At 39.1% G+C, this 13,853-nt stretch carries 9 protein-coding genes; 2 read left to right on the forward strand and 7 right to left on the reverse strand.

All coding sequences use genetic code 11. The features are described from left to right. The 3 genes from LC419_RS22665 to LC419_RS22675 form a co-directional block, all read right to left on the reverse strand. Entirely contained in the window at positions 1-1,476 is a 1,476-nt protein-coding gene (locus LC419_RS22665) for a response regulator (RefSeq protein ID WP_223609491.1), read from the reverse strand. A 227-nt stretch (positions 1,477-1,703) separates the two neighbouring features. Continuing rightward, positions 1,704-2,048 carry a hypothetical protein gene (locus LC419_RS22670; RefSeq protein WP_223609492.1) on the reverse strand — a complete coding sequence of 115 codons (345 nt, stop codon included), beginning with the start codon at positions 2,046-2,048 and terminating at the stop codon, positions 1,704-1,706. Positions 2,049-2,226: 178 nt separating this feature from the next. Next, the gene (locus tag LC419_RS22675; protein ID WP_223609493.1) at positions 2,227-4,029 is read right to left on the reverse strand and encodes a serine hydrolase domain-containing protein; all 1,803 of its coding nucleotides are present in this window, start codon (positions 4,027-4,029) and stop codon (positions 2,227-2,229) included. Between the two features lie 310 nt (positions 4,030-4,339). Here LC419_RS22675 and LC419_RS22680 point away from each other — a divergent pair, with 310 nt between their 5' ends. Then, positions 4,340-5,698 carry a tol-pal system YbgF family protein gene (locus tag LC419_RS22680; RefSeq protein ID WP_223609494.1) on the forward strand — a complete coding sequence of 453 codons (1,359 nt, stop codon included), beginning with the start codon at positions 4,340-4,342 and terminating at the stop codon, positions 5,696-5,698. Here LC419_RS22680 and LC419_RS22685 read toward each other — a convergent pair whose 3' ends face one another. Beyond that, positions 5,699-6,661 (reverse strand): AraC family transcriptional regulator, encoded by a 963-nt coding sequence (locus tag LC419_RS22685; protein WP_223609495.1) that lies wholly within the window; start codon positions 6,659-6,661, stop codon positions 5,699-5,701. 94 nt (positions 6,662-6,755) lie between these two features. Between LC419_RS22685 and LC419_RS22690 the strand changes: the two genes are divergently transcribed. Next, complete coding sequence (locus LC419_RS22690) at positions 6,756-7,886, forward strand: NAD(P)/FAD-dependent oxidoreductase (RefSeq protein WP_223609496.1); 1,131 nt, start codon at positions 6,756-6,758, stop codon at positions 7,884-7,886. Between the two features lie 72 nt (positions 7,887-7,958). On the opposite strand, the gene LC419_RS22695 is transcribed toward LC419_RS22690, so the two are convergent. The 3 genes from LC419_RS22695 to LC419_RS22705 form a co-directional block, all read right to left on the reverse strand. Then, positions 7,959-8,939, reverse strand: coding sequence for a S41 family peptidase (locus LC419_RS22695; protein ID WP_223609497.1), 981 nt, complete (start codon positions 8,937-8,939; stop codon positions 7,959-7,961). Positions 8,940-9,025: 86 nt separating this feature from the next. Then, positions 9,026-9,499, reverse strand: a complete 474-nt coding sequence (locus LC419_RS22700; protein WP_223609498.1) for a hypothetical protein — start codon at positions 9,497-9,499, stop codon at positions 9,026-9,028. A 25-nt stretch (positions 9,500-9,524) separates the two neighbouring features. Beyond that, positions 9,525-13,853 carry a DUF6531 domain-containing protein gene (locus LC419_RS22705; RefSeq protein ID WP_223609499.1) on the reverse strand — a complete coding sequence of 1,443 codons (4,329 nt, stop codon included), beginning with the start codon at positions 13,851-13,853 and terminating at the stop codon, positions 9,525-9,527.

Here is a 13,853-nt window from a genome sequence, read left to right on the forward strand (position 1 = left end):
TTAATTTAAAGGTAAGGTGAAATAAAATGTAGATCCTTCTTCCAGTTTGCTTGATACCCCAATAGTTCCGTGATGTTGTTTGATGATCTCGGAACAGATGAACAGTCCGATTCCCATTCCCTGGAACTGCAGTGATGATTCTTCTACACGGTAAAATTTACGGAATACGGCATCCTGTTTAAAGTCAGGAATTCCTATTCCAAAGTCGGTGACACTTACTTTAACTTCCTGCTTTTCTTCATCTACAAATGTGGTGACAATCACCTGGTTGTTCTGAGGAGAATATTTAATGGCATTGGTCAGGAAATTGATCAGGACCTGTTCTATGCGTATTTCATCCAACGGAATCAGGATCTCGGGTTTTATTCCGTGTCGTTTTATTTTGACTTTATTTTCGTCATGGGTCTGTATAATGGTTTCCACCGCACTGCTGATCAGGTTTTCAAGACTGGTGGGTTTTCTGTTGATCTTCAGCTTTCCGTTTTCTATTTTGGAAACATCAAGCAAATCGGTGATCAATGTATTCAGTTTTTCAATCTGATCCTGCACCTTGCCCATAAAACCGGCTTCAGCGCTTTGCTTATCCAGTTTTAATTTACGGTCCAGCAGCTGAACATAGGCTTTGATACTGGTTAAAGGTGTTTTCAGTTCGTGACTGGCAATACTCAGGAATTCATCCTTTTCTTTTTCGACTTTTTTCTGATCATCGATATCGGTAAAGGTTCCTACCCAGTTTTTGACTCCATTTCCATCGTTTACCGGTGTTACTCTCAGAAGATGGTAGCGGTAGTCTCCGGAATCTATATTTTTTATTCTGACTTCAAGCTCAAGGGCTTTATCTTTTTTTCTGCAACGTTCAAATTCTTCTCTGATGTTGAAGTCGTCCGGATGAACTTCCGGGAAATCAAGATCTGACTCTGAATACTGGTACCATTTAAGGTTCACAAATTCTATCTCTCCCTCTTCGTTAAGCGTAAATGCAATTTGCGGCAGAGATTCCAGCATCAACTGAAAATGATCGATCTGAGACTTCATAGTCACCTGAGACTCTCTCCTGCCTTTGACTTCCAGTTCCAGACTCTGCTGGGTCTTTTTCATGGCAAGACTCTGCTCCTGAAGGTTGTAAAAAGTTTTAACCTTTAGCAATAAAATTTCGGGATCCACAGGTTTTGTTACATAATCCTTCCCTCCCGAGGCATAACCGCGGGTGATGAATTTCTTCTCCGTATTGACTGCGGATAAAAATATAATGGGAACTTCTTTCGTTTTGCTGTAATCGGCTAAGGTTTCAGCCACTTCAAACCCATCCATGCCGGGCATCTGCACATCCAAAATAATCAATGCATAATTATTTTTTATGGCTTTTCCTAATGCTTCCTCTCCGGAATCGGCTGTATCTACCTGAAAATCTTTGGATTCCAGCAGTTTTTTCAGTGAGTAAAGATTACTTTGGTTGTCATCAACAATTAAGATCATAAGATGAATCAGTACTTGGTGGTTTGTTTATAATTAATCCCGCCAAAAATACTCACAAAATTTCGAAAAACATTGATTTTTTAATCATTTTATGGCCACATACCACACATATACACTTATAAATCAATTTTTAAAAGAAATATTTATATATATTTTCTTATTGTCAAAAAAAGCATTAATCTGTTACATAAATGACACCGAACAGGAGGTTTATTTATTCCAGAAATTCAAGTTTGTAAAAATTCCAACCATTCCTGCAATAAATCCCTGATATCCACCAATGGAAAAGAAGTTGGCTGCCCATCAATTATAAAATCCGGATAATTAATTTGTAAATCAATATGCTCCAGCACCATTGAATCGTAAGGTTCCCAGAACGGATCGGGAGTATAATCCAGATACTCATTTACTTCCCTTAAAAGAAATTCGGTCTTTTGTATATTTAAATACCGTAAAAACTGCAGCAGGTTATTTTCATCAACCCTTCCGTTCTTGCGGATACAATCATAACCAACATCACTGCCTGCCGTTACTTTCAGAAATTCCAGTCCGTACTGATCTTTTTTACTCATTTTTTTTATTCCGTATTTTGTGAAAACCAATGTTTTTATTTTCTTAACCTGAGTTCGGGATAAGACATTTGCTTTTATAATGAGTTGACCATTCAGTGAATCCTGTCAAGGTTTTGAACCTTGACAGGGTTAAATCAGTTTCTCCCTTCCAACTTCCAGCCATCTAACCGAGCTCAGGTTATAATGTTTTTAAAACCTTTGCAGCATTTTCGTTTTTGGGATTGATCTCCAGAACCTTTTGGTAATTCTGTCTGGCTTTATCCTTCTGACCTACTTTCAGATAAGCTTCTCCCAAACTGTCGTAGACATTTTCACTCTTAGGATACAATGCGGCATTCACTCTAAAAATATCTATAGCTTTTGTAAGGTCTTTATTCTTCAACATGGTGTAGCCTACTCCGTTCAGGTAACCTTCTGAGAGAAGATCATTACCGGCATCTTCAGTTTTGGCTTTCTGATAAGCTTCCAGACCTTTGTCATAATTTCCGTCCAGTACCCATTCTAAAGGAGCTTTCTCATCAGGCCCCATCTGTGCCTCTGTCGATCTTATTTTTCCGTTGGAAAAGACCTGCACGACATCTGTTTTTCCGGTAGCGGCATTTTTTACAAATTTTGTAGTCAAATCCCAATCCCGAAATGCATACTTGTTTTCCCCTACTTTAATCATTTCTATCGGAGTGTCTGTATTAGTGGCCGTCATCAGCTTTCCATTTTCACTATAGACCCTGGAAAAACCATATTTCCCGTTTCTGTAACGTCCTACACTTTTAAAATCATCCTGATTTAAAGGCAATATTTTCTGAACAGGGCCATTAAATAAAGGCCATTGATAAACTTCTGCCACCGAACGCACGAGTTCTTCTACAAACTCAGGTTTGTTGGTATTCGTTAATACGACAATTCCGTCACCGCTTGTTTTACTGGCAATAAATCTGCTGGAGAACCCTTCATTCCATCCACCATGGTGAAAATACATATGGCCTCTTCGGTCTTCCAGAAAAATTCCCAATCCCATAAACGGATCGATAAAGGAAGTCGTAAACTGTTCAGCTGTCTTTTGTGAAATAACCTTGCTGCTTTTTCCGCTCAGGGTATTCTGAACATCAATGACGAATTTAGCCAGATCTTCGGGTGTCGTCCATAAACCGGCAGCGGCCTGCTCAGGATAAGTATGTGATTTTCCCTGAACTTTTATCCCGTCCTGATTATACGCTGTAGCCGCAAATTGGGACTGCACATCAGATAAAGGCTGTGAAAAAGTACTGTTGTTCATCCCCAGCGGCATAAGCACTTTTTCCTTCATAATGGAGGTGAAATCTTTTCCTTCCAGATCGATGAGCATCTGTTGCAGTACGCAATATCCGCCGCCTGCATAACGGAAAGGGGTTCCCGGAGCTTTATCTACGAGAACTGCGGGAGTATTTGCAGGAGTCTGCCCGTTTAACACCTGAACTAAGGTAGGAATGGGCTTTCCGACTTCATATCCGGGAAATCCGCTCACCGTAAAACCGGCTGTGTGGCTGACTATATTTTTAAAAGTAACTTTTTTCTCCTTGGTGAATTCATTTTCCGGAACCTTCCATGATTTCAGGTAGGAATTGACATCCGCATCGGGATTTATTTTCCCGGCTTCCACTTCTGTCAATGCCGCATAAACACTTACCGGCTTGCTCATGGATGCTGCCTGAAACAGTGTTTTGGAATTGACCGGAGTTTTAGATTCCACATCTGAAAAGCCATAGCTTTTGATCCAGATCACTTTTGAATCTTTAATTACAGCAATGCTTACTCCCGGAACATTGTAATGTTTCATCCTGGACTCCAATGTCCACATCGGTTCACCCTGAAAACGGACGGCAGGTATTAATCCAGCCTCTACTTTGGCAATTTCGGTATTGAACTGGGATTTTGTCTGTGCGGATGCCGGAGTATATATCATTCCGATCATAAGCACAGCGTAAAATGGAGTTTTGGGTTTCATTTATCTTTTGAAATTTAGTTTGTCAAAAATACTTAAGTTTTATTACGTATCAGCCGAATTTATAAGGCTTTTTTAAATCAGGAGGATCCTGCTTATATGACATTCTTGGTCCATTGTTCATTACATCACCACGTACTTTTTAAGATTCATTCTTACACTTACTTTAAATACCTATTAAACAATTACTTATGCGGATAAAATCTTTTACATTTATTTATAATCTTGTTAATTTTTAATCCTTATGTTTACTATGAAAACACAGCATACCAAATACTTTCTTCAAAAATCGAAAGTAATAAAAATGTAACCCATGAAACAATTATTCATCATACTGATGCTTTTAACCTGTTTTACCGCAGAAGCACAACAAAAAGTATTTTCAGATTATGAACCTAAACTGGATACTGCTTTAAAAAATTATGGCAAAAGTTCCAACTTTAAATATCTTGAGGATCTGGTAACCCATTTTAAAACGGCTAAAAAAATAAATTCCAGACATCTTACCAAAGATGTTACCGGTATTGCAATATTTTTAGATAAAGGAAACAGCAATCTGGATCTATTTCCTGCAGTGTATACTTATGATAAAGATAAAGTAGATATTTCAGCTCTTCGATCAGGTGTTACTAAAAAGCCCAATGATGACATGAAAGAATATGTAGATGCCTTTCTGAATAATTGGAGAAGCATAGGAAAAACAAAAATCTTTAAGTCATTATTAGTCGATCATCCTAAGGCAGAAAGCACTTATACTGAACTGCCAAACGAGTATAAGGTAGTCAGCCCTGCAGATGTTTCGTTTATTCGTGGTGATGATGACTGGATGTACGCTGTTAGTTTTGGAAGTGAGGGCATTATTATCTATGCTTTTAAATTAAGTCTGGCGGATGGAGAAATTTCAGGGAAGAAAGTAGTAGAGAAAATTAAACAGGAAAAAGAAGAGGAATTCACTGCTTTTTTAGAAAAATATCCGTTCGCCCATTCCTCTGATGGCCATAACATCTATTCCTACGTAAAACGTCTCAGGGAAAGCGGTCCCTTCAGTAATGACAAAGAATTTTTAAAAAACACTGAAAGCTATGAAAAAGGAATTAAGCGAGACAGTTTGGGCAATCAATCTGCCATGTTTAATTATTTTCTGAAACTCAAATTCCCAAAAGAACTCCTGGAAGATGGTGCTGAGAACACTGACATTTATGGTCTTAAACATGTGTCTGCCCATACTTTGGGAGATTATTATTTTTCCAGACAGGATTACAATAAAGCCATTGAATATTATAAGAAAGCTGTTTTTGATTTTCCGCTTTCGGATGAATCGCGGGTGTGCAGTCATGTTGAAGATTTACTGTTATCCATCTCAACATCATACAGGCAGTTGGGTAAGATCAATGATGCCTATGCTTCGCTATTGGGTATGATTTATTCCTGCGATTACATTTCAAGTGTTGAGGAGAAGAAGTTTAATCAGTTCATCATACTTGATCAGGTAGATAAGAATCAACTGAAAAAAGAAATAGATCAGTCATTAGTTACTTTTAAAAAACTAAAGACCAATTATTATTCATTTATTTTTAGAAATACAACAAGTTTTTTTTATGTAAAAGATGAATTCATTAAAAACATAGCTACCCATATTACTGCAACTCATTTTTACAACTCATTGAAATAATCACTGCATCATCGCATACTGTTTCGGATTCACTCCCACATGTTCTTTGAATATTTTTGAAAAATGGCTCAGGTTGGTAAAACCAAGTTTATAGCCGACTTCTGAAACAGAATATTTCTTGTCTTGCAGCAGAAGAGCAGCTTCTTTCATCCTGAATTCCTGGTAATAGCTGAATATGCTGTCACCGAAAACCTGCTTAAACAGTCGTTTCAATTTTGTGGGGCTCATTCCGGCATCAGCTGCCAGCTCACCGATAACAGGAGGAATATCGAGATGGTCAAGGATCTGATCCCTTATTTTGTAAAGGATTTCTATGTCGTGACTGTTCAGGGCATATATGTGTTTTTCCTCCCGCTTTTCCAGCTCCATCAGCAATCTACAGATCATTTCCTCCGCTTTGATCCTCATAAAAAACAGTTCGAAAGTTTCACCAACCGATTCTGATACCATTTCATCTACCACTTTCTGCAAAGAAGGATAAATAATCTGCTCAAAAAGATAAGGTTTGTTATTTTGCAGGAGGCTCTGTAAAACCGTTGACTGGTCTGATACATTAAACAATTGACTCAGATAATCTGCTTCTACTTCAATATTAATAGTAGATGTATTGGAATGGATGGAAATAATTTTATCGGTATTGATGCGGCTGGTTGCAATTAAAACAGAAGGTATTTCCCTGGGGTACTTTCCCGCAGATAATGATTCGGTTTTTGGAAAAATGTTCTGAAACTTAAAAAATATGACCTTTTTGTCAGTATTCCGCTCCGTATTCTCAATTACAATATCATTATTAAGCTCATAGTTACTGATCAGCATCCTCATTTGCGGATTGAAGACAAATCCGATACAGTACCCGTTTCCAAATTCGGAAGGGATTTCTAATTTTCTGTTTTTTATTGCTGTTCCTAATACATGGGCAAGCTTTTGAAGAACACCCGGAATGGTCTGATCATCTATTTCCATAAAGTCTTTTACGGCTATTTTTAAGTCTAATGTAGTTATTTTATTTCTAAAATGACCCTCAATTTTGTATTGATATTAAACAATACAAAAAATTATGTTACTTAAGAATAAAAAAACAGCAATTATCGGTGGGGGACCCGCTGGTCTCACATTAGCCAGATTATTACAACAAAATGGTGCAGACGTTACCGTTTACGAAAGAGATCAAGATCCACAAGCCAGAATCTGGGGCGGCACATTGGATCTTCATAAAGGTTCAGGTCAGGAAGCTATGAAAAAAGCAGGACTGCTGGACAGTTACTATACACTGGCACTACCGATGGGGATCATTATGACTGATGAAAAAGGAGAAACCTTGTTTACGAAACAGGCTACTCCCAAAAATCAATATGACAATCCTGAAATCAATAGAAATGTTTTGAGGAATATGTTATTAGAAAGTTTAACCAGCAATACGGTAATCTGGGACCGAAAATGCACCGGACTTGAAGCTCTGGATGGAAAGTGGCTGCTGCATTTTGAAAACGGAATTCAGGAAACTGCAGATCTGGTTATTGGAGCGAACGGCGGAATGTCTCAGGTAAGATCTTATCTTACGAACATACAGGTAGAAGATACCGGAACTATGATCATCCAGGGAGATATTCCTCAGCCCGAAACAGAATGTCCGGAATTTTATCAATTATGTAGTGGTAAAAGGCTGATGGCTGCTTATGAAGGTAATTTATTAGTGGCTAATCCCAACAACAATGGAATGCTGACCTACGGGGTCATTTTTAAAAGGCCTGAAGAATGGTCTGTTCATAATGAATCTTACTTTCAGGATACGAGCCTCATCCGTACATTTCTTTTGGAAAGATTTTCTGACTGGGATGATGGGTTCAAAAACTTATTCCGCTCTACATTTTCATTTAGCTGTCTTCCGACCAGAAAATTTCCATTGGACCAACCGTGGAATGATAACCGTCCTCTACCTATAACGCTTATCGGAGATGCAGCTCATCTGATGCCTCCTTTTGCAGGTCAGGGTGTGAATACCGGTTTGTTGGATGCATTAATCCTATCTGAAAAGCTCACTAATGCGTCCTATGATTCATTGGAAACTGCTATTACAAGCTATGAAACTGAAATGTTCATCTATGCCCGTGAAGCACAACTTGCCTCAAACACAAACGAAATTGAAATGAGACAGCCTGATTTTTCTTTTAAACAGCTGATTCATTAGAAATTTAAAATGTAAACGTTTCTGCGCGAAGTCTTCGACTTCGCGCAGAAACGCTCCATAAAAATTTAAAGATTACTTTTTTAACAATATCTCAGATGCCGTGATCATATATCTATCATCTGAAAGGTCTTCCAGCAGTATATTTGGAGTAAATCCCTCACCTACTTTGGCATATTCTTTTTTGTTACGGTCTACGATATTTCCTATCGTTAAAATAAGAAATGCTCCATCGGAAAGCTTGTATTCCTGATTTCCGGAGGTCAGTCCCATTGTATTCTGCCCGATAATCATTGTATTTTTTTGTCCGGCAAACGCAACCGTACAGAATTCGCCAGAACTTGACGTTTTTTTGTTGACCATTACGACAATTGGCTTCGTAATGCGCTGAGGAAATTTTTTGATGTTAAAATGATGGGCAAGCTGTTTACCCTCATACAGGTTTCCTTTGCCGTCATAATCATAAAACGCATATTTACCTTCTGAATCTATGGTTCCAATCACATTTTTCTTATCCAGCATTGGTGACAGAGCAGCAAACATGGGATAAAACATTCCTCCGCCGTTGTCTCTGAGATCCAGAATCCACCCTTTTGGGTTCTGTGCATTCAGCTTTTCAATTTTTTTATAAAATGTGTTGACAAACTCATCCCATTCTGCAAAATGATAACAGGCAATTCCGGGAAGTTTGATATAAGCGATCTGGTTTTCCGTCATTTTTGTTTCAATAACAGGAAATTCCTGCCCGGTAGCTCTGTAACCTAATGTATAGGCCTTAACCATTTCTGGCGGAAAGAAATTGGAATGGGCATCTTTCAGAGCACCCAATATATTTTTAATAAGTGGATAGGTCTCTCTAATCGTATGAAGAGATTCTGCTTTTTTGCGGGAATCCGTATAAAGAGAGTCCCAGTTGATCCGGTGTTTGTTGACCGATTTGGCCTTCATGACATCAAGCGCGCTCACTACATAGTTTTTGACGCTGTCAGACTGCCCATTGGTATTGATCCCTGTAAACATCAGAAAACCGGTGATCAGAATGTAAAATTGTTTCATTATTATGGATTCATTGGAATCCGGTAAAGATAATCTTTTTGGTAAAAAATAAGCTGTGCAGAGTTGGACTTTGCACAGCTTGTTGTTTATGACAGATTATTTTCTATTGATATATTATCTGTGGATACATCTACTACAACAGCAAATCCGGCGGATGAAACCACTTGCAATTGTCCATTGTAACAAATAAATTTAAGAAAGGGATTTGATGTTGTACTATAAAGTGACCAAATCATAGTCCCATCCATATCAAGTTTCACTATAAAACCTTCATTCCCCATTTCCCCCTCACCACAAACGAAAACGAACTTATTATCTATTATAATCTGATCATTGATCTGACAATTGGACCAAATATCATCATCGTATTTTTCTACAATTTCATTCAGATCCGTTTCTCTTACCATACTCAAATAATATTCCTTCCCAAAGGTGTTTACTATTTCCTTATTCTCTTTAGAAAAAATATCAATTATTTTAATCCTCCCATCTGAAAAAACCATTGAATCTATTCCAACTAATTCTAAGAGGCTCCAGTGCTCTTGTAAAACATTACTCATTATTAAATTATTGTTTATTAAATATCTAGTGGCTCTTAGGGACAATCTGTGGTTTATTCGGCGTTCCGTTATTAGGTAATTGTACTCTTGGAACATCTGATCCTTTAGGTTTAGAATTCAATTTTTTCTTTAAATTACTACCATAGGTTCCTCCGGTAGCAGGTTTAGGCAATGGATCTTTTAAATCTACCTTTCTAATAGGTACACTCTTTACTCCAGCTTCCTGAGCTGCCAATAATCTTCTATTATCCAATGATAAAAGCTGCCCATCAACATCCGTAACATTTAATGGTCCTGATCGCTCCCAATCCCAGTCACCGTTTTTCATATCTCTAACATACTCATTTACGTTTTCAGAAACATACGCCTGAGAATAGTTTAATTTGGAAGGATCAACCCATTCTATATCATTAAGCCCAAATGAATCTATTATAGAATTACTATTTTTAACGTAAGAGTATAAAGACAAACCTCCATTCAACCCAATCGGGTCCTGGCTTAAGTAATTCCCACTCTCATTATCATAATACCGAAAACGATTATAAGCCAATCCTGTTTCTCTATCAACATACTGTCCCTGATACAAAAACGGAACAAATTCATTATCCCCTTTTCGCAGAGAACCATATACATTCAGTTCCCTTTCCCAGACAAGAATACCCTCCTGATCATAGGCATGCGTAGGTGTTCCGAGATAATCACTGATAATGCTAAACTCCTCCTCTCCAACAATTTTCCCGCAAGGAACGAAGCTTCCCTCCTGATACAGCCAAGTTATTACATTTTCTGCAGATTCAGAAGCTTCCTCTACATTATTTTCTTCATCAATACTCAGCTTTGGCGGGAATTCCCCTTCATACTGCCATTCATGTAAAGGGACATTTCCATCCCATACCCAGCGGGTCACTCTATTTTTATACTGCTTGGCAATACGCCTTCCCAGAGGATCATATGAAAAACTTACTTCTCCGCCCTGTGGCAATATCACTTTGGCAAGCATTCCGTTTCCTTTCCATTCATACTGCCAGCCAACGCCGCTTCCCATCAGGCTGATTCCGTATTTATGCTCTACAGGGGAAGAAGAAATAGCTGCCTGTTGGGTGCTTTTCCTGAATTCTTTAAAAATCAGGTTTCCTTCTGCATCGTAGTAATAATTATACCGTATATCTGTCAACAGTTTTCCACCCGGTCCATAGCTTCGGTCAGTTTGGTTAGGAGTTTCAAAAAGGTTACCGATAGCGTCCGGAGCTTTATAAATGGTATCCGTCTCCTTACCACTTTGATAGGTACCACTTACCAGATTATCCCACGCGTCATAATTGAAACTGGCACTGGTTCCTGTGATTTCATTGACGGTTTTCAGTAAGCGATTCGCCGTTCCCCACATGTACCGGGTACGGTTTTTCTCCACATTATGACTGTTGATGCTGCGACGAATCACCCGTCCCTGTTGGTCATGCTCAGTGATCTGGCTGATCCCGCCGGTAAGATCCCGTTGTATTTCCAACCCCGTGGCATCATATTGCCATTGCGCTTTCCAGCTTCCACTTTCCATGGTATTGAGCTGTCCGAAATGATTATACTGGCTGGTAATATAGGCTCCTAATGAACTTTCGGTCAGTAAGGAATCATTTTGTTTATCAGCCGTTTTACTGACCCAATGCTGGCCCTGCTGTTCCTTAATAATACGGCCATCTTTTCCACGCTGTATTTTTATGCTGATATCCTGGTTTAATCCACCGATTAAAAATCCGTCTTTATTATAGCTGTATCCGGTGAATGAAAGGTCACTGTGCTGTTCGGCAATGATATTTCCAATGCCGTCATAGTCATATTCTGTCCAGCGGTTATCCGGGCGGACTACTTTTTTCACTCTGCCTACCGCATCGCGTTCGTACTGACGGTGCAATCCGTCAAATCCCCATTCACTGATCACATCACCTACTCCGTCCAGCGCAAAGCGATATACTTCACCTTTTTCATTACTGATGCTTTTTAACTGCAATTCAGTATCATATCTGAATTTTACTGTACGATTGTTCTGTGTCCGGCTCAGTAAAATCCCTAAACTGCCATATCTGAACCTCACATCATGTAAGTCATCCTTCGCATGAATAATATTATACGAGGTATCATATTCGAAATAATGCTCGTTTCCGTCGGATTCTTTTAAGTAGATCACATTTCCGGCATCATCATATTGAAAGAACGTTACATTTCCTCTTGGATCACGCTCACTTATCACATTTCCCAATTCATCATAATCCCATTTGCTGTAAGTTTCATTGGGATAAATCATCTGTACCACCTGATGTGACTGGTCATAGAAAAAATGAACCGCGCGGTTTTTGTCGTCAGTGATTTTTCTGAGGTGCTTATCTTTATATTGATAATACAACTTTTCTCCGGAAGGAAGCTTCTTTTGAATAATCCGGTTGAATTCGTCATAGGTCCATTCTATTTCTGCACCTCCCGGACTTGTTATTTTAACTAAATTGAATGCATCATCATATTGAAACTGACTCTGCCCGTTATTTTCGTTTTCAATTGTTTTTAGTAAACCATTTTCATTGTACAGGTATTTCTGAGTGAAACCTTCCGCATTGATTATTAATTCAAGCTCCTGATACTGATTGTATTTCTGATGGGTAACGCCTCCGTTTTCGTCTATTATTTTATAGATCAGTTTGCTCTCATCATAAAAGTATTCTGATGTGAAACCTAAACTGTTTTTAGTAATGGTGTGTCCAGGATGATACTCTGTAAAATATTCCAGTACTCCGCCATCACCCCAGGTATGAATACATTTTGCATCATCACCTGCTCCTTCGTATTCCCAATAAAAATTCTGTCCGGTCTGGTTGGTCAGCTGAACCAATAAATGCCCCTGATAGCGGAAATGTTTTTCTGCTCCTATCACGTCTTTATTGTGTACCATATTTCCCAGGTCGTCATAGCTGTATTGAATATAGGTGATCTCCCGGTTTTCAGCAATGGTATAGAGGCGGGTAATGCGATGATCAGAATCGGTTTCTACCTTTATGATTTTGCCTGTACTGTCTGTTATCTTTTTTAAACATCCGTTGGAATGATAATCAAAACTTATTGTAAATCCATCTGCAGTGGTTATTGAAGAAAGCATTCTGTAGCCTTCCTGATTCAATGCTCCGTTGAATCTGTACTGTAATTTATTGGAGTCCGTTAATACATAGCCTTTTTCATCTTTACTAAAGGTTAACTGTTCTTTTCTGCTAAAATATTTTTCGCCTAAACCTATCAACGGAACTACAGTTTCCCGTCCGTCTGACAAACGCACAGAAGCAAAATCATTCTGAAGATCAAAAATCCCCATATTGTAGCTGTGATGCCAGTTAAAGCCCAGTGGCCCGTTTACCTCAGCGTCACTGTAATAAGTACGCTGCCATACAAATGGGATAGGTCCGGATAACTCAATATCGGTGTTTGTAGAATATACTCTTCCGGTAGCGGCGTCTACAGGTTCACCGAACAGGCGGCATTTTACCGGCTGTAAAACTTTTGCCAGCTTAGGTTTATTGGGTTCAATTCTGTGGATGAAATCCTGTAATTTGTTGCCTGCTTTTTTCCATAATTTTCCCATTCCTTTTAAACCAAGACTCATGGCCAGCTGGAAAAGATCAATAGTCGGCGGACCACCTGCTAAAACAGGTTTTCCGGCTGAAGTGATGATCAGCAGCATGGAGGTAGGTGCCATTAAAGCAACCTTTGGTTTTGGCTTTGTAATACGGAACGGTGCAGGAATCCCAATCAGGTTACATGATAAAGCCAGGTGAAACTGGGTACTGCACGGCCCGCCATCTGCTAAAACGGTACTGCTTCCCAAAAACATTTCAGAACTTGCAATAGGTTTTACGATCGGAAACGGAATATGTAAAAAGATCCCGGGTAAATGCTGAATTCCCGTACCTGCATTAGCTACCCATTGCCCGTGAACCTGAACCGATGGCTTCATTCCATTGACGATAGCTGTACAAACGGAAGCTAAACTTGTTGGCGGCTCAGAGCCATCTGCCGGAGGAGCCGGAGGTTCGGGTAAAACGCTTGAAATGGCATTCATGATGGCGCTCATAATATCGAAAACCATCCCGATATGAGGTACCGGCAACAAAGGCATTGGCGGAAAAATGGTTTCATGGAAATCGATCCCGATCGCGAGATCAAAATATTTCCCAACCGGCATTCCGGGCATGGCAGGCAAAATACTGGCCATGTCTTTCTGCAAATGATCCAGTTTGTTTTTGGCTTCTCCAAAAAGCTCACCAAAGCCTCTTCGCGGGGCGGGTGATGTGGCTACTTTTCCTATTAAATCAGACAT

Origin of the sequence: Chryseobacterium sp. OSA05B (assembly GCF_019970065.1) — a bacterium.
GTDB lineage: Bacteria > Bacteroidota > Bacteroidia > Flavobacteriales > Weeksellaceae > Chryseobacterium.

Excerpts from the sequence above, each read along its gene's own strand:
- LC419_RS22700 (WP_223609498.1), bottom strand. The coding sequence starts at position 9,499 with ATGAGTAATGTTTTACAAGAGCACTGGAGCCTCTTAGAATTAGTTGGA.
- LC419_RS22695 (WP_223609497.1), bottom strand. The coding sequence starts at position 8,939 with ATGAAACAATTTTACATTCTGATCACCGGTTTTCTGATGTTTACAGGG.
- LC419_RS22705 (WP_223609499.1), bottom strand. The coding sequence starts at position 13,853 with ATGTCTGATTTAATAGGAAAAGTAGCCACATCACCCGCCCCGCGAAGA.
- LC419_RS22665 (WP_223609491.1), bottom strand. The coding sequence starts at position 1,476 with ATGATCTTAATTGTTGATGACAACCAAAGTAATCTTTACTCACTGAAA.
- LC419_RS22675 (WP_223609493.1), bottom strand. The coding sequence starts at position 4,029 with ATGAAACCCAAAACTCCATTTTACGCTGTGCTTATGATCGGAATGATA.
- LC419_RS22680 (WP_223609494.1), top strand. The coding sequence starts at position 4,340 with ATGAAACAATTATTCATCATACTGATGCTTTTAACCTGTTTTACCGCA.
- LC419_RS22670 (WP_223609492.1), bottom strand. The coding sequence starts at position 2,048 with ATGAGTAAAAAAGATCAGTACGGACTGGAATTTCTGAAAGTAACGGCA.
- LC419_RS22685 (WP_223609495.1), bottom strand. The coding sequence starts at position 6,661 with ATGGAAATAGATGATCAGACCATTCCGGGTGTTCTTCAAAAGCTTGCC.
- LC419_RS22690 (WP_223609496.1), top strand. The coding sequence starts at position 6,756 with ATGTTACTTAAGAATAAAAAAACAGCAATTATCGGTGGGGGACCCGCT.